We start from the raw sequence: 16,459 nt of genomic DNA, 5'->3' as shown, positions 1-16,459 counted from the left end.
TTACAAAAATAATATGATTATTCGATATCTATAACTTTTACCTTTGAATTATGAGCACATACACCAACATTAACAAATCAATCGAGCAGCGATTTATAAAATATGCAAAGATTGATACCCAATCTGATCCAAATTCTCCTACCTGTCCGTCAACCCTAAAACAGAAGAACCTGGGCAAAGTGTTGGTTCAGGAATTGTTAGAATTTGGCATTTCTGATGCCGAAATGGACGATAATGGCTATGTTTATGGTACAATCCCATCTAACACCAATAAGCCGTTACCTGTAATTTTCTTTTGCTCGCATATGGATACCTCACCTGATTGTAGCGGCGAAAATGTTAAACCGATTATTCATGAAAATTATCAGGGACAAGACTTAATTCTACCAGATGATCACCATATTGTTATCAAACTTTCTGAACACAAAGACCTAAAACATCAGATTGGAAATGATATTATTACCGCTAGCGGCACAACTTTATTGGGCGCAGACAATAAAGCTGGACTAGCAGAAATTATGGAAGCTGCAGCATTTTTAATGAAAAACCAAGAGGTAAAACACGGAACCATCAAACTTCTTTTTACACCAGATGAAGAAATAGGCAGGGGTGTAGACAAAGCAGATTTAAAGAAATTAGGTGCCGATTTTGGCTATACGATAGATGGAGAAACACTGGGCTCCATTGAAGATGAAACTTTTTCTGCGGATGGTGCCACCCTTAAGGTTTATGGCGTAAGTACACATCCGGGCTTTGCAAAAGGAAAAATGGAAAGCGCTATAAAAATCCTCGCTGAAATTTTAGATTCGCTGCCAAAAAATACACTTACACCAGAAGCTACACACCAAAAGGAAGGGTTTATCCATCCGGTAAGTATAAATGGGCAGGTAGAAGAGGCAGAAGCACAGTTTATCATCAGGGATTTTACCGATGAAAAACTAGCCGCACATGGGCAGTTTTTGGAAGAAACTGTAAAAAAGGTAATGGCGAACTATCCGAAATCTACCTACAAGCTTAATATTAAAGCACAATATCGCAATATGAAACAGATTTTAGATCAGCATCCTAAAATTGTGCAATATGGCATTGAAGCCATTGAAAGAGCTGGCGTGGTTGCCAAACAACAAAGTATCCGTGGTGGAACAGATGGCTCGCGACTTTCATTTATGGGTTTACCATGTCCCAATATTTTTGCCGGCGAACATGCCTTTCATAGTAAACAAGAATGGGTAAGCGTACAGGATATGGAAAAAGCTATACAAACCATTATAAATATTGCTTGTATTTGGGAAGAGAAGGGGTAAGTCCTGAGTCAGTAGTCTTGAGTCTAATCATCGATTAATAAGGACTATTGACTTTGGACTCAGGACTAATAAGAAGCTTGTCCAATATCTAACCTCGCAATTTTTCCTTCTTTGTTTACCTGAAATTTAAAGCAGGTTTTAAAATCGCCCCATTGGTCGGAGTGGAAATGACCATATACCTCCAAACCATTGTTTTCAACTTTATCTATACAGGTAAAACGCTCATGCCCTAGTGCTTTCCTGAAGAAATTATTAAATTTCATCTGGTTCCCGTCATCATAAAAGGCAACTTCGGCAGCAAATAAAGAAAACCACGTTTTCTCATCGCCTTTTTGCAACGCCATAATCGCAGCCTTTACTTTTACATTTGATAATTTGGTTAAATCTATCGCCATAGCTTCTGATCTTGTTTTGAGGGAAAGTAAATTTGCGGATAATAAAACAAACGGGGTATTAAGCTTTAAGCCGTGATCAAAATTAATAAAAAAGATATTTTTAAAGCCCATCTTTTTACTAATTTAGCTTGTCATGATAACTCTCGAAAACGACTATATAAAAGTTAGCCTGGCGGCTAAAGGCGCAGAACTTCAAGGTTTATTTAGCAAAGAAACCAAGCTGGAATATTTATGGAATGCCAACCCAAAGTATTGGGCAAAACATAGCCCGGTTTTATTTCCCATAGTTGGCTCATTAAAAAATAACAGTTTTAACTATGAAGGTAAAAATTATGAGTTACCCAGGCATGGATTTGCCCGCGACCATATATTCAGTTTCGAAAAAATAAGTGAAAACGAAGCTGTTTTTACGTTAACCCAAAATGAAGATACGTTAAAAGTATATCCCTTTGATTTCGAGCTGAAACTGAGGTACCGGCTAATCGGCAGGAAACTGAATTTAACTTATGAGGTAAGAAATACGGGTACTGCCGAACTTCTATTTTCCATTGGTGCGCATCCGGCATTTGCGGTACCAAACACGCCAAATACCGTTTACGAAGATTACTATCTGGCTTTTAATGCTGATGAGAAATTAAGCTATTGGAAACTTGAAGATGGCCTGGTGGCCGATGAAACCAAAAATATCGAGCTTAATGCACATCAGCTAAAGCTTAAACATGATTTGTTTTATAACGATGCGTTGGTTTTTAAAACCCTGCAAAGCAACTGCATTAGTTTGCTCAACACTAAAAATGATTATGGCCTCCATTTCCATTTTGAAGATTTTCCATTTTTTGGAATATGGGCGGCAACCGATGCGCCATTTGTATGTTTAGAGCCTTGGTGCGGAGTTGCTGATGGCGTTAACCACGATCAGGAATTAACCCACAAAGAGGGCATAATAAAGCTTGATCCAGGCAAAAACTGGTCGCGCTTTTGGGAAGTAGAGTGTTTTTAAACTAGTTTTTTATTGATTGGTTTATTTATCAAAGTAACGTGCAGTGCTTTATCTGGTTAAGATTTTTTTCCTACTAAAGCGATAACCTGCTTAATGTTTCTCTGGTTACCCCAAGATAAGATGCAATAAGGGTTTTCGGAATCCTTTGCTGTAAAGATGGATATTGGTTGCACCATTGTTTGTAACGCTCGCCGGCATTGTTACTCAATAAAGCCAATACCCGCTTTTGTAAAGCCATATTCCCTGTCGTATACTTTTTCCTGAAAAAATATTCCATTTTGCGTGAAGAGTCACAAAGCTTTTCCTTGTTTTCAAAAGAGATGGAAAGTGTTTCGGTATCTTCTATACAGTCTACATTTAAAGTGGCAGGCATGCCAGTATTAAAAGCATTTGGGTCTGAAAACCACCATTCTTCCATGGCCAACTGTAAAATATATTCTTTTCCTTCATTATCGGTATATGAAGATTTTACGATGCCTTTCACAACAAAATGTTCCTGGCTGGCCACATCACCCGCCTGGATAATGTACTGATGTTTTTTGTATTTCCGTTTGGTAAAAAAAGATGCAGCATGTTCAAATTCTTCATCTGTTAAACAGATAATCTGGTGAATGTGTGCTCTTAAAAAATCTAATTCCATGTTTATTATGCAAACAAATGTACTCTTTATTGCAGATTTTTAAACCCAACACACTTGTTTTGATCAAATATCGGCGTGATAATCATCACATTAAAATAGTGATATATGTCCTTTACAAAAATTTGTGCTTGCATTATGTTTGCAGCACACAACACACAAATGAAACTTAAATTATTAGCCTTAATCGCCGTATCATCATCTTTAATTTGCCTAAAGGCACATGCCCAGAGTTTAGCAAAAATGAACTGGTTTAACGAACCCGAAAAATGGGAAATTAAAGATAAAAATACCTTTAGCTTGTTCGTTCCTGCAAAAACCGATTATTGGCGCATTTCGCATTATGGTTTTACGGTTGATGATGCCCCTTTTTATTATGCTACTTATGGTGGCGAATTCGAGGTAAAAGTGAAAATTACCGGAAATTATGTAACCACGTTTGATCAAATGGGATTGATGCTTCGCATTAATGAAGAAGAATGGATTAAAGCAGGAGTTGAATTTGTTAATGGGAAACAAAATGTAAGCGCCGTTGTAACGCATAAAACGAGCGACTGGAGCGTGGTAGAATTGGAGAAAGCACCTGCATCAATCTGGATGAAAGCGATTAGAAAACTAGATGCAGTAGAAATTTTCTATTCATTTGATGATAAAAAATATACCATGCTGCGTACCTGTTATTTTAAAGATAATGCCCCGGTAATGGTTGGCCTTGTGGCTGCATGCCCTGATGGGAAAGGTTTTAACGCTACATTCGAAAATTTTAAAGTTACGCCTACGCCAGATCAGCGCAGGTTGGATTGGGCAAAAAAACAACAGAATTAATGAGACTCACCCGTACCGTCATTTTGAGCGATTGCAACGCAGTTAAGAACCCGAAGGCTCAGCGAACTAAATCTATCTAAAGCGTATTTTTTGACTTAGATCTCTCCATTTCGCTGCGCTCCAGTCGAGATGACGCGAAGATTCCCTCCTGCGCGAGAATCACGACCTTTCTAGTAATTTTGATTAAATCTGAGCCAACTGATCAACCAAATCCTGAAAACCTGGTCGCTCTAAAGGCACTGTAGCCAAACAGGCATCTTTAAGTTCACTGATCATTTTATAAACTTCCTCACTTACTTCTTCGTTTTTTAAAGAAAGTAAATCATCAAGCAGATAACCATAAGCGCTTACTTCTATCCGTTCCAGTACCTTAGCCGTTTCAGTAGAAGTTTTATCGTAAAAACTGGCTGCACCAAAATCGCCGAATAAAGTACTGCCTTCATCATCAATTAAAGTATTGTGCGCATATAAATCGCCATGCATAATGCCCGCTTTATGTAATTGAGCAGCCAATGAAGCAATGGTTTTAGCAATACCGATGATCTGTTTTTCAGAAAGTTTTCTGTCAGTAGGAAAAACATCCTTTGTACAGCTTTCTAAACTTGGCGGATTGCCAAGATTGTAAAAATGATTCGGAATCAGATCCATTACCAAGCCTTTTTTATCATCCGGATGGTGCGTAATCCGTCCGATCAGGTTAACCAAACCCGGATGGTAGCCTGCAGCAATATAGGCCGTCATTTCATCTTCGGGCAGGCCATCGCTGGTAACATTTCCCTTAAATATTTTAACGGCTACTTCAGTAGTTTCTTCTCCAATTGTTCTGTTGGCTTTCGAAATGACACCCGATGCACCCTCACCTAACAAATGGCTGATTTCCAAATCGTGCCAATGGATTAATGAAAGTGTTTCTACAGCCGGCGTTTTACTAAAGTTATTGCCTGAAAATGCAACCCACGAAAGTTTTGGCAGTTGCGTAATCCATTGCGGCAATTCCTGCAATTTATTCGCCGCAATCCGCAATAATGCTAAATTCTGGCAATTGCTCAATTCATCGGGCAATTGCGCCAAACGGTTTCCCGAAAGCATCAGTTTTTGCATCCTTTTGCAAAGGCCAATTTCCTTAGGCAATTCAGCAATATTGTTATTGGTTAAAATTAACCAGTGTAAATTCGGGTTGATCGACTTCGGTGGTACCATTTCAATCTGGTTGGATTTAAAACCAACAATATCCAGCGAAGGGCAATCGCCCAGTACTTCTGGTAAAATCGTGAAAAGGTTTTCGGAACAGAAAAAAATCTTCAACTTCTTTAAACTGCCAAAATCGGCAGGCAAGGCACTTAGCTTATTAAAAGATAAATCCAGCACTTCCAAAGTATCGGCCAACTCGAATATTTCCATTGGAAACTCGGTCAGGTTTTCAGAAAGCTTTAAAGATACTGCTCCTTTAAGTTCGCCACTTTGTAGTGCTAACAGGTTTTGCATAGGTGTGCTGGTTTCTAGTTAAGACAACGAAGATAGAGGTTTTTCTTAAGTCGGGGTTGATCAACGCTTAATCCCACATGCGTTCTTAATTCCTAAGGGACAATTTATTTAATTTGAGCCATATAAGACATAAAAGGATCATATAAGCTCAATATCCTTAAATGTTCTTCAATGTCTTATATGGTAAAAACTTTACGCCCTTCGCGTATCTCTCTATGCGCTTTGCAGTTAAAAAAATGGAAAATGTAAGATGGATGATGGAATTGATTCTGCTCTACCATTTATTAACCCATTTAAACAACTATCATTCACTCTCTATATTACAAAAAAACTAAATAGATTTCATCTATATATACACCTCCTCTACAACTTAAAACCAATACGTAACAACAATTAACCCTAGCGCATCTTTCTAACACCATAGCCCAATTTATTTTTTAATTTGCATTAGAAATTTAATCGCATATATTTACAAAAAACTTTAGGGGTGCCTACGTGCTGAGAAATACCCTTTGAACCTGATGCAGTTAGTACTGCCGAAGGGAAAAGTGAAAGCAATCTTAATATTGCTTTCTTTTCGACCTCCATTTTGGGGCAATCTCTATAGTTTTTCCAATTTTTTAAAATATGGAAGTAACTATAAACAATCAAAACTATCTGCTTAACGAGGCCTGTTCCATCGAACAGATGCTTGCTGATGTCATTTCAACCGAAACAAATGGCCTTGCCATAGCCGTTAACCAAACCATCATTTCCAAATCTGTTTGGGATAAGCATGTGCTAAACCCAGGTGATCAGATTATACTCATTAAAGCCACTCAGGGAGGCTAATGTAGAATTATTGAATGATTGAGTGAGAGAATGGAAGGTCTAACCTACTCATTCAATATTCAATCATTCAATAATTCATTCACTCAACTATTCAATCATCCTAATATGAAAAAAGAAAAAACACCAAACCAGGAAGTCATCAGCCGCAGTCCATTTCCGGCTTCACGCAAAATATTTGTACCGGGCAAAATTCATAATATCCAGGTCGCCATGCGCGAAATCAGCTTAACGGAAACCAAAATTCACAACGGATTTGGCCTGACCGAACCCAATCCACCCGTAACCGTGTATGATACCAGTGGCCCTTATACCGACCCGAATGCGGTTATTGATGTAAGGAAAGGAATTCCGAGATTAAGGGAGCAATGGATTAAAGACAGACAGGATGTAACACAGCTTGATCAATTATCTTCTGCTTACGGGCAACAACGCCTCGCGGATGATAAACTCAATGCTTTACGCTTTAACTATACCAATAAACCTTATAAAGCCCAGCCGGGTGCGAATGTATCGCAGATGCATTATGCAAAAAAAGGCATCATTACAGCCGAAATGGAATACATTGCCATCAGGGAAAACCAGCAGATCGAACTGTTAAATGCGCAATTGGGCGATCAGCACGAGGTAATGAACCACCAGCACCAGGGCAATAGTTTTGGTGCCAACACCCCAAAAGGCTACATCACACCCGAATTTGTAAGGGCAGAGGTAGCCGCGGGCAGGGCAGTAATCCCCTGCAATATCAACCATCCTGAATTGGAACCGATGATTATTGGTCGTAATTTCCTGGTGAAAATCAATGCCAATATTGGCAATTCCGCGGTTACTTCTACCATCGAAGAAGAAGTAGAAAAAGCCGTGTGGGCCTGCCGTTGGGGTGCCGACACCATTATGGACCTTTCTACAGGGAAAAATATTCATGAAACCCGCGAATGGATTATCCGCAATTCGCCGGTGCCCATCGGTACCGTTCCAATTTATCAGGCCCTGGAAAAGGTAAACGGCAAAGCCGAAGACCTCACTTGGGAAATCTTCCGTGATACGTTGATTGAGCAGGCCGAACAAGGCGTCGATTATTTTACCATCCATGCCGGGGTACTGCTTCGTTATGTGCCATTAACGGCGAAAAGAATTACCGGAATTGTTTCTCGTGGCGGATCGATCATGGCGAAATGGTGTTTGGCACATCATAAAGAAAACTTCCTTTATACCCATTTTGAAGAAATCTGTGAGATCATGAAAGCTTACGATGTGGCTTTCTCTTTAGGTGATGGTTTAAGGCCAGGTTGTATTGCCGATGCCAACGATGCTGCACAGTTTTCGGAGCTCGAAACGCTTGGCGAACTCACTAAAATTGCCTGGAAACACGATGTACAAACGATTATCGAAGGGCCAGGACATGTACCCATGCACCTGATTAAAGCGAATATGGAAAAGCAGCTTGACCATTGTGGTGAAGCACCCTTTTATACTTTAGGCCCTTTAACTATCGATATCGCACCCGGTTATGATCACATTACTTCAGCCATTGGTGCCGCGATGATTGGCTGGTTTGGAACAGCGATGCTCTGTTATGTAACGCCGAAAGAACATTTAGGCTTACCAAATAAAAAAGATGTAAAAGATGGTGTAATTACCTATAAAATTGCAGCCCATGCGGCTGATTTGGCTAAAGGTCACCCCGGTGCACAATACCGTGATAATGCTTTGAGTAAAGCGAGATTCGAGTTTAGGTGGGAAGACCAGTTTAATTTATCGCTCGATCCGGATACCGCAAAAGAATTCCATGATGAAACCTTGCCGGCAGAAGGTGCCAAAATTGCACATTTCTGCTCCATGTGCGGCCCAAATTTCTGTTCGATGAAAATTACACAAGATGTGCGTGAGTATGCTGCAAAACAAGGAGTAGCTGCATACGAGGCTTTGGCCAAAGGAATGGAGGAAAAATCGAAAGAATTTACTGAAAAAGGAAGCGAAATTTACTCTTAACGATATGGAACTGATCGTAATCGCCAAACCAACCGTTTTTAAAGAAGAAAGTAACCTAATCAACCAGCTTTTCGAAGCCGGTTTACAGGTTTTTCACCTACGCAAAGAAAACGTTGATAAGGCAGCATACCAGAAGATCATTGAAGGAATTTCATCTGAATACCATCCAAGGATTGCTTTACATCATTTCCATTCGCTTGCTAACGATTATAATATCCAGCGGATCCACCATAGAGAAAATTTCAGGAAGGAAAGGGATAATGTGGAATTGCCAGAAAATAAGATCTTCAGCACTTCTATCCATCACCTGGCTGATATGGAACAGATAAAGCAATACCAATACAGTTTCTTTGGCCCAGTGTTCAATAGCCTTTCCAAACCTGGTTATCAAGGTGTAATTCCGCCAGATTTCCGTTTGGAAAAACAACAAGCCACCCCGAAAATCATCGCACTTGGCGGTATCGGTTTAACCGAAATCGATCAGGTAAAAACAATGAATTTCGATGGTGTTGCGCTATTGGGGAGCATCTGGAATGATCCTTCCATAGCCCTAACTAATTTTAAAAAAGCCCGGGTTAAATGCCTTGCTTATGCTCAAAATTTAACAATACAACCATGATTCAGCCCTTACAATATATCTCGCAAGCCCCTAAATCAGGTACACACATCGATGCCATTGAGCAGGTGCTCAAGGCTGGTGGAAAGTGGATCCAGCTCAGAATTAAAAACCAGGCTGAAGCCGAAATCCTGCCTTTTGCAAAGGCTGCGCAGGCCTTATGCGAAAGTTATGGTGCCAAATTAATCATAAACGATTATCCGCACCTGGCAAAAGCCGTAAACAGTTATGGCGTACACTTAGGTTTACAGGATATGCCTATTCTGGAAGCCAGAAAAATTATTGGTAAACACCAGATTATCGGAGGCACGGCGAATACTTTCGAGCATATCCGGCAAAGGGTAGCTGAAGGAGCAGATTATATCGGTTTGGGGCCATTCAGGTTTACCCGTACTAAAGAAAACCTGAGCCCGATTGTAGGTTTAGCAGGTTACCAGGACTTAATGGAAAAAGTGAAGAATGCGGGGATCAGCACTCCCATTATAGCCATAGGAGGCATTGAAGCAGCAGATATTCCGGCTATACTCGAAACCGGAATTTACGGAATTGCTATCTCGGCAGCGCTCACCAACCAAACACAAACGGCTGCGGTTCTTGAAGAAATCAGCAGTAAATTCAGTATTCATTCGATTTAAAAATTACAGATATGTTAACCATAGCAGATCAAACTTTTAGCTCCCGCCTTTTTACCGGAACAGGAAAATTTAGTTCGGCAAAAGAGATGGAAAGCGCCTTAATTGCTTCGGCTTCTGAACTCGTTACAGTAGCCCTTAAGCGTGTAGATTTAAAAGGTAAAGACGACGATATCCTTCATCACCTTAAATATCCCCACATTAATTTATTGCCCAATACTTCTGGTGTGCGTAACGCAAAAGAGGCCGTTTTTGCCGCTCAACTGGCACGCGAAGCCTTAGAAACCAACTGGATCAAACTGGAAATCCATCCTGATCCGAAATACCTCATGCCCGACCCGATTGAGACCTTAAAAGCCACAGAAGAACTGGTTAAACTCGGTTTTGTGGTGCTGCCTTATATCCATGCCGATCCTGTTTTATGTAAACGTTTGGAAGATGTGGGAACAGCGGCTGTAATGCCCCTTGGTTCTCCAATTGGCAGTAATAAGGGACTAAGAACGATCGATTTTTTAGAGATTATCATTAGCCAGAGCCGGGTGCCGGTAATTGTTGATGCAGGTATTGGCGCGCCTTCTGATGCGGCTAGAGCCATGGAAATAGGGGCAGATGCCGTTTTGGTGAATACTGCAATTGCCATAGCTAAAAACCCAACCAATATGGCTATTGCCTTTAAACTGGCTGTAGAAGCCGGCAGAATGGCATTCGAATCTAAATTAGGCACTCAGCAACATTATGCTGCAGCAAGCAGTCCACTAACCGCATTTTTAGATGAAGAGCTTTAACGAGGTATTCGAATCCTATAACTGGGATGATACCAAAGCCAGTATTTATGATAAAACGGCTGCTGATGTAGAGCGGGCTTTGAACAATACACAGCGAAATCTGGAGGATTTTAAAGCGCTGATTTCTCCCGCAGCATTGCCTTATCTTGAGGATATGGCACAGATCAGTCAGCGATTAACTTTAGACCGCTTTGGCCGGGTCGTCCAGATGTATATCCCGCTTTACCTCTCCAACGAGTGTAATAATATCTGTACCTATTGCGGTTTCAGTTATGACAATAAAGTGCGCCGGCGCACCCTTAACCCAATGGAAATTATGCAGGAAGTGGCCGTAATTAAAGGGATGGGCTACGACCATGTACTACTGGTAACGGGCGAGGCCAGCCAAACTGTACATACCGATTATTTTAAAAAGGTACTGGATCTGATCAGTCCGCATTTCTCGCACATTTCGATGGAAGTACAACCGTTAGATGTGGCCGATTACGAAACACTTATCCCGCACGGGCTGAATACGGTTCTGGTTTATCAGGAAACCTATCACCAGGACGATTACCGCAAACACCATCCAAAAGGTAAAAAATCTAACTTTTTATACCGTTTAGAAACCCCTGACCGTTTGGGGCAGGCAGGCATACATAAAATGGGATTAGGCGTATTAATTGGCCTGGAAGACTGGCGGACAGATTCATTTTTTACGGCCCTGCATTTATCCTATCTTGAAAAACAATATTGGCAGAGTAAATTCAGCATTTCTTTTCCCAGGTTGCGGCCTTTTAGCGGTGGTTTGGAGCCAAAAGTGGTCATGAACGACAGAGAATTGGTGCAACTGATCTGTGCTTACCGATTATTTAACAGCGAAGTAGAATTGTCAATCTCCACACGAGAAACGCAGGCATTCAGAAATCAGGTAATTAAATTGGGGATCACAGCCATTAGCGCAGGCTCCAAAACCAATCCCGGAGGTTACGAAGTAGAACCTCAATCATTAGAGCAGTTCGAAATATCTGATGAACGTTCGGCACAGGAGATTGCGACCATGATCAGGAAACAGGGTTATGAACCGGTTTGGAAGGATTGGGATAGGAGTTTGATCAGTAAATCATGTTCATAAAAGAAGAACTAAACCGCTACAACAGGCAGATGATTTTGCCTGAATTAGGCTTAAAAGGGCAAGAAAGTTTAAAAGCCGCCAAAGTGTTGGTTATTGGTGCCGGTGGTTTGGGCTGTCCGGTATTGCAATATTTAGCCGCAGCAGGTGTCGGAACAATCGGAATTGTAGATGATGATGTGGTAGAACTCAGCAACCTGCACCGGCAGATTTTGTATAACCATACGGATATAGGTCAATCTAAAGCTGAAGTGGCCACAGCGAAACTCAAATTGCTTAATCCACATGTTGGCTTTACCGCTTATCATGAACGTTTTAAGGCCGATAATGCCGTAAATATCTGCAAGGATTATGAGCTTGTGATCGATTGTTCGGATAATTTTAGCACCCGTTATCTGGTGAACGATACTTGTGTGGCTTTAGGTAAAACACTTATTTTCGGTTCCATTTTACAGTTCGAAGGTCAGGTTGCGGTATTTAACCTCCATGGTGGGCCAAATTACCGGGATCTTTACCCGGCAGCACCAACAGAAAACATCAATTGTGTAGAAGGAGGCGTAATCGGCATTTTACCCGGAATAATTGGTTTGTATATGGCTAATGAAGCCATTAAACTAATTTGCCACATCGGCGAAACTTTAGCCGGTAAATTAATGACCATCAATGCATTGAACAACACCGCACTCACATTTAAGATCGCGCAAGAAAAACAAGCCGAAACAATTAAAACAGAAGCTACAGTTCGTAAAATTGGGGAAATCGATAAAACGACTCTTGATCAATGGCTTTCTGAATCTCCTGATGAAATTTTCCTGATCGATGTACGGGAAGATTATGAACATGAGGAAAATAATATTGGTGGAATAAATATTTCCTTATATGAATTAACATCATCACTAAAAAGTATTCCAAAGGGTAAAAAAGTAGTTTGTTATTGCCAAACCGGACAAAGGAGCAAAATGGCGGTGCAGTTATTGGAAGGGGGTTATGAAGGTGAAGTTTTTAGTTTGATTGGTTCGTTGGATTAATTTTTTTAACTGATAACTATTGTAAAACGCCAAACAGGTAACCGACTAAAAATTCCATTATGGCAATACAAAACTGAGGCTATAATGTGCGGTTTTATTATTTTTGTCAATGGTAGAAATAGGTTCCTGATCTACCAAAACGGATGCCAGTTGTTTATCTTTTGAATCGACAGTAAACTGAACCTTTTGCCCGGATTTTATTTCTATACTTTTTTCCCATTCACCGGAAATATTTTCTAAAGTTTTCTGGTTTCCACTTTCGTCGGTAAAAGATACGGTGGCACTGCTGCTTGCCAATACTTTGTAGGTTACGCTGTAACTGGCTTTCGTTGCTATGTTAAGCTGCCCTTTATTCATTTCGTATGTGCCGTAAGAGCAAGCACTCAAAAATGTAATTATTAAAATGTAAATGATATATTTTTGCATGATTTCAAATTTTGAAATGAAGGACTTCCTTAATTATTTCGCGTAACCGAAATAATTAAAGATGCTTAATATTTTAATATCTTCCCTAAAGAAATAAGTCAGGATTGAAACAATAATTATTGCTAACATAATCCCTGAGCCAAAACGGACAATGCCTTTAGGCTTTTTGTTGAGGATATGCCTGATATCCGCGCTCATTTTATCTTGAATTTCCATATTACTTTATTTTCTCGAGTTGATTATTGATTAAATTGAAATAAGCCCCCTTATTGTTCATTAGCGTTTCGTGGTTTCCCGATTCCAATATCCTACCATATTCCATTACAAATATCTGGTCGGCATTTTTAATGGTGCTTAACCTGTGTGCAACAATAACCACCGTCCGGTTATCGAAGAAATCCCTCAGGTTGTTCATAATGGCCTGCTCATTATTAGAATCGAGCGCATTTGTAGCTTCGTCAAAAAGTAAAAGTTCAGGGTTTTTATAAACTGCGCGGGCAATTAATAGCCGTTGCCTTTGACCTTGCGATATACCATTTGCACCAATCCCAATTTCAGTTTCAACACCCTTTGGAAGGTTGTAAACAAAATCGCCAATGTTGGCCATTTTAATGGCATCATGCAAACGGCCTTCGTTTATCTGCTCAAAGCCAAGTGCAATATTTTTAGCAATGGTATCTGAAAAAATAAACCCATCCTGCAAAACCGTTCCACAGAGGCTACGCCATTGACCAACATCTATATCATCCAGTTTTTCGGTGCCAATATGAATGGTACCTCCGGTCGGATCGTACAATTTAAGCAAGAGTTTTAGCAAGGTGGTTTTGCCGCTTCCACTCAAACCCACTATGGCTGTAATTTTCCCTTTGGGAATGACCAGGCTCAGGCTATTAAAAACGGCCTTGTTTTCAAATCCAGGATAGCTAAACTGGAGGTTCTGAATCGAAATATCGCCAATTAAATGATCTATTTCTACATATTTTCCATTTTCCGGCTGCTCATCCTGAATCTCATGTATCTCGTTTAAGCGTTCCAGGCTCATTTTGGTATCCTGATACGATTGTAAAAAGAAAATCAATGACTCTATTGGCGCAATCAATTGACCTACAATAAACTGGATGGCAAAAAGACTTCCCAGACTGATTTCGCCCCTAAGGGTCATAAATGCAGCCACAAAAGTAATCCCAATGTTCCTCATTTCGGTAATCACCAATGAACCAGCCTGTTGATATTGATTATAAGTAAGCCCTTTTACCCTTACCTTAAACTCTTTTACAATCAGCGATTCCCATTCCCATCTTTTCTGGTCGGCAGAATTACTGATCTTAATGTCCTGAAATCCCTCTATCAGCTGAACAATCTTGCTTTGTACTGAAGAGTTTACCTCAAATCTTTTTTGATCGATTTGCCGGCGTTTATTAAAGAACAGAAATACCCAGCCTACATATAAAATGCTGCTACCTGCAAAAATCAGGAACAATATACTACTGAAATGGAATAGAATAATACTTAATACACAGATGTTGAAGCAAGAAAATACAGTAGTTAAAGTATTGCTTGTTAAAAAGTTTTCTATCCTCGTATGGTCGTTAACCCGCTGCATCACATCACCCTGTTTACGGGTTTCGAAGAAAGATAGTGGCAGGTTAAGTAGCTTGATAAAAAAGCTGACCAAAATATTGAGGTTTACCCTTACACTCACGAACAATAAAATCCACGATCTTACAAATTCGATAAAAGATTTGGATGCAAAAACCACTACCTGGCCAATAAGTACCAGATAAATCAGGTTTACTTCTTTAAGTTTTATGCCCCTATCAATAAGCAACTTGCTTAAAAATGGCAAACTCAGTTCCAGGATTGAGCTGGCTACTAAACCTATCAAAAGCTGTAAAATCAACGATTTGTGCTTTTTCAGATAACCCAAAAGCTTCCAGAAACTTACATTGGTCTGTGCTTCCTGCCCTTCCTGATTCAACTGTTCCAGATCTGCATCAGGTTCTAAAATAAGGGCATATCCTTTTTCTTCTACAGCATTCCAATGCTCCAGAAACTCCGATCTGCTTATTTTTACTTTTCCCTGTGCCGGATCGATGATCACAGCCTCATCTTTGGTCAGTTTTTTAAGCACCACAAAGTGGTTGGTTTTCCAATGGATGATGGCAGGCCAGATATCGGCATTAATAAGGTCGGTGTAATGCAGTTTTACGCATATTGCATTCATGCCGAATTTTTCTGCTGCTACTTTAAGTCCGAGAAATGTACTTCCATCACGGTTAACCCTGCAGGCCTGCCTGATGGTATTTAGGGTATATGATTTCCCATAGTAGCGTAATACCATGCGCAGGCAGGTTGGTCCGCAATCTTTTGTTTCCAACTGGCGGTATATAGGAATCGATGGTTTGTAGTTTAGTTTAAACATGGGTAGAGTTTTTAAATTAGGCCACTAACTGTTGTTTGTTTTGCATGCCAAAAACCTCGCTGATCCAGGCCATGCTTTCCCTCCTATAATCCGGATCGCGGGCAATATCATAGAATATGACTTCGTCAGCCCCATACTGCTCTGCATAGGCCGACATCTTATCGAACAGTTCCTGTGGTTCGCAGCAAAGTCTTGTTGTGGGTTCTACAAAGTCAAATTCTGCTTCTGAAAGTGCTATCACCTCTTCCCTTTTTGCTTTACTCGGACTGGTAAAGCCGGCCAGTGCAATATTAACCTCTGGTAAACGGCCATATTGCTTGTAAAAATCTTCACGGTAGGCTTTTAAGTGATCCAAACCTTTTTCGAGGTTTACACCTTTATGGAAAAGGGTACGGGAGCAGTTTAGCTGATTGCTTAAGCTAGCCTGATAACTACCCGGTGAACCACCAAGGTTCCAAAGAGAAGGTATAGTACCTTTATATGGAGAAAGAATGACGCCATTTTTAACATGTTCATCTTCATTGTTTAATAAACTGCTTATAGCTGCTATCTGGTTCTGGATATTTTGTACACCTTCTTCATAACTGGTAATTTTAGGCTGACTGAAATAAGGTAAAAAATTACTTCCGGGAGTGCCTTTAGCGAACCCTAGATCAATGCGGTTATTGAAGAGGTTATTGAGCATCTTATAACTGGAAGCCGTTCTGATGGGCGAGGTATAACCCACCAATACCCCTGCTACGCCCACCCTGATAGTATTGGTATTACCACAGATTAGCGGCAAAAGCATATCAGGACTAAACCATGGCGAGTTGGCGGAGGTAATAAAATGTTCACCGTACCACAAACGGTGAAAGCCTAGTTTTTCTGCTAATACAGCATCATCTATAATGCTTTCAATAATCGAAAGACTATCTATCTTTTTGGATCTTGTACCAAAATCCATCAAGCCAATTTTTTTAATACTCATAAC

General features: G+C 40.3%; 17 protein-coding genes and 1 riboswitch. Of the genes, 10 read left to right on the top strand and 7 right to left on the bottom strand.

The features are described from left to right. Positions 1-50 precede the first annotated feature (50 nt). A complete protein-coding gene (gene pepT / locus KYH19_RS21325; protein WP_219076638.1) occupies positions 51-1,304 on the top strand; it encodes a peptidase T in 1,254 nt (417 codons plus the stop codon). 65 nt (positions 1,305-1,369) lie between these two features. On the opposite strand, the gene KYH19_RS21320 is transcribed toward pepT, so the two are convergent. After that, entirely contained in the window at positions 1,370-1,699 is a 330-nt protein-coding gene (locus tag KYH19_RS21320; protein WP_132395568.1) for a hypothetical protein, read from the bottom strand. A gap of 133 nt (positions 1,700-1,832) precedes the next feature. On the opposite strand from KYH19_RS21320, the gene KYH19_RS21315 reads away from it, so the two are divergent. Next, complete coding sequence (locus KYH19_RS21315; protein ID WP_132395570.1) at positions 1,833-2,699, top strand: aldose 1-epimerase family protein; 867 nt, start codon at positions 1,833-1,835, stop codon at positions 2,697-2,699. A gap of 73 nt (positions 2,700-2,772) precedes the next feature. Here the strand turns inward: KYH19_RS21315 and KYH19_RS21310 are convergent, their stop codons facing one another. Further along, complete coding sequence (locus KYH19_RS21310; protein WP_121285663.1) at positions 2,773-3,339, bottom strand: Crp/Fnr family transcriptional regulator; 567 nt, start codon at positions 3,337-3,339, stop codon at positions 2,773-2,775. Between the two features lie 159 nt (positions 3,340-3,498). Here KYH19_RS21310 and KYH19_RS21305 point away from each other — a divergent pair, with 159 nt between their 5' ends. After that, positions 3,499-4,161, top strand: a complete 663-nt coding sequence (locus KYH19_RS21305; RefSeq protein WP_219076636.1) for a DUF1349 domain-containing protein — start codon at positions 3,499-3,501, stop codon at positions 4,159-4,161. Positions 4,162-4,344: 183 nt separating this feature from the next. Here the strand turns inward: KYH19_RS21305 and KYH19_RS21300 are convergent, their stop codons facing one another. After that, entirely contained in the window at positions 4,345-5,646 is a 1,302-nt protein-coding gene (locus tag KYH19_RS21300) for a leucine-rich repeat-containing protein kinase family protein (RefSeq protein WP_219076634.1), read from the bottom strand. Between the two features lie 473 nt (positions 5,647-6,119). Beyond that, positions 6,120-6,208, top strand: a riboswitch (TPP riboswitch). Positions 6,209-6,273: 65 nt separating this feature from the next. Here KYH19_RS21300 and thiS point away from each other — a divergent pair. The 7 genes from thiS to moeB are packed head-to-tail and all read left to right on the top strand — an operon-like array spanning position 6,274 to position 12,638. Next, entirely contained in the window at positions 6,274-6,477 is a 204-nt protein-coding gene (gene thiS, locus KYH19_RS21295) for a sulfur carrier protein ThiS (RefSeq protein WP_219076632.1), read from the top strand. A gap of 30 nt (positions 6,478-6,507) precedes the next feature. Next, positions 6,508-8,466: a phosphomethylpyrimidine synthase ThiC gene (gene thiC / locus KYH19_RS21290; protein ID WP_370630259.1), complete on the top strand. Its 1,959-nt coding sequence runs from the start codon at positions 6,508-6,510 to the stop codon at positions 8,464-8,466. Positions 8,467-8,470: 4 nt separating this feature from the next. Further along, positions 8,471-9,085, top strand: coding sequence for a thiamine phosphate synthase (locus KYH19_RS21285; protein ID WP_219076628.1), 615 nt, complete (start codon positions 8,471-8,473; stop codon positions 9,083-9,085). Continuing rightward, positions 9,082-9,717 carry a thiamine phosphate synthase gene (locus KYH19_RS21280; RefSeq protein ID WP_219076626.1) on the top strand — a complete coding sequence of 212 codons (636 nt, stop codon included), beginning with the start codon at positions 9,082-9,084 and terminating at the stop codon, positions 9,715-9,717. The genes KYH19_RS21285 and KYH19_RS21280 overlap by 4 nt, the downstream gene beginning before the upstream one ends. An 11-nt stretch (positions 9,718-9,728) precedes the next feature. After that, positions 9,729-10,499: a thiazole synthase gene (locus KYH19_RS21275; RefSeq protein ID WP_219076624.1), complete on the top strand. Its 771-nt coding sequence runs from the start codon at positions 9,729-9,731 to the stop codon at positions 10,497-10,499. Beyond that, positions 10,486-11,613 (top strand): 2-iminoacetate synthase ThiH, encoded by a 1,128-nt coding sequence (gene thiH / locus KYH19_RS21270; RefSeq protein WP_219076622.1) that lies wholly within the window; start codon positions 10,486-10,488, stop codon positions 11,611-11,613. Before KYH19_RS21275 ends, thiH begins: the two co-directional genes overlap by 14 nt. Next, positions 11,604-12,638 carry a HesA/MoeB/ThiF family protein gene (gene moeB / locus KYH19_RS21265; protein WP_219076620.1) on the top strand — a complete coding sequence of 345 codons (1,035 nt, stop codon included), beginning with the start codon at positions 11,604-11,606 and terminating at the stop codon, positions 12,636-12,638. Before thiH ends, moeB begins: the two co-directional genes overlap by 10 nt. A gap of 57 nt (positions 12,639-12,695) precedes the next feature. Here the strand turns inward: moeB and KYH19_RS21260 are convergent, their stop codons facing one another. Genes KYH19_RS21260 through KYH19_RS21245 form a run of 4 tightly spaced genes read right to left on the bottom strand, consistent with a single transcriptional unit; the run spans position 12,696 to position 16,456 of the window. Then, positions 12,696-13,064 (bottom strand): hypothetical protein, encoded by a 369-nt coding sequence (locus tag KYH19_RS21260; RefSeq protein WP_219076618.1) that lies wholly within the window; start codon positions 13,062-13,064, stop codon positions 12,696-12,698. Between the two features lie 33 nt (positions 13,065-13,097). Beyond that, entirely contained in the window at positions 13,098-13,280 is a 183-nt protein-coding gene (locus tag KYH19_RS21255) for a hypothetical protein (protein WP_219076616.1), read from the bottom strand. A 1-nt stretch (position 13,281) separates the two neighbouring features. Then, entirely contained in the window at positions 13,282-15,486 is a 2,205-nt protein-coding gene (locus KYH19_RS21250) for a peptidase domain-containing ABC transporter (protein WP_219076614.1), read from the bottom strand. A gap of 16 nt (positions 15,487-15,502) precedes the next feature. Next, complete coding sequence (locus tag KYH19_RS21245; protein WP_219076612.1) at positions 15,503-16,456, bottom strand: LLM class flavin-dependent oxidoreductase; 954 nt, start codon at positions 16,454-16,456, stop codon at positions 15,503-15,505. Positions 16,457-16,459: the final 3 nt, after the last annotated feature.

Source organism: Pedobacter sp. D749, assembly GCF_019317285.1.
Lineage (GTDB): Bacteria > Bacteroidota > Bacteroidia > Sphingobacteriales > Sphingobacteriaceae > Pedobacter.
The sequence above is the reverse complement of the archived record's forward strand: the minus strand, read 5'-3'. Positions and strand labels throughout refer to the sequence as shown.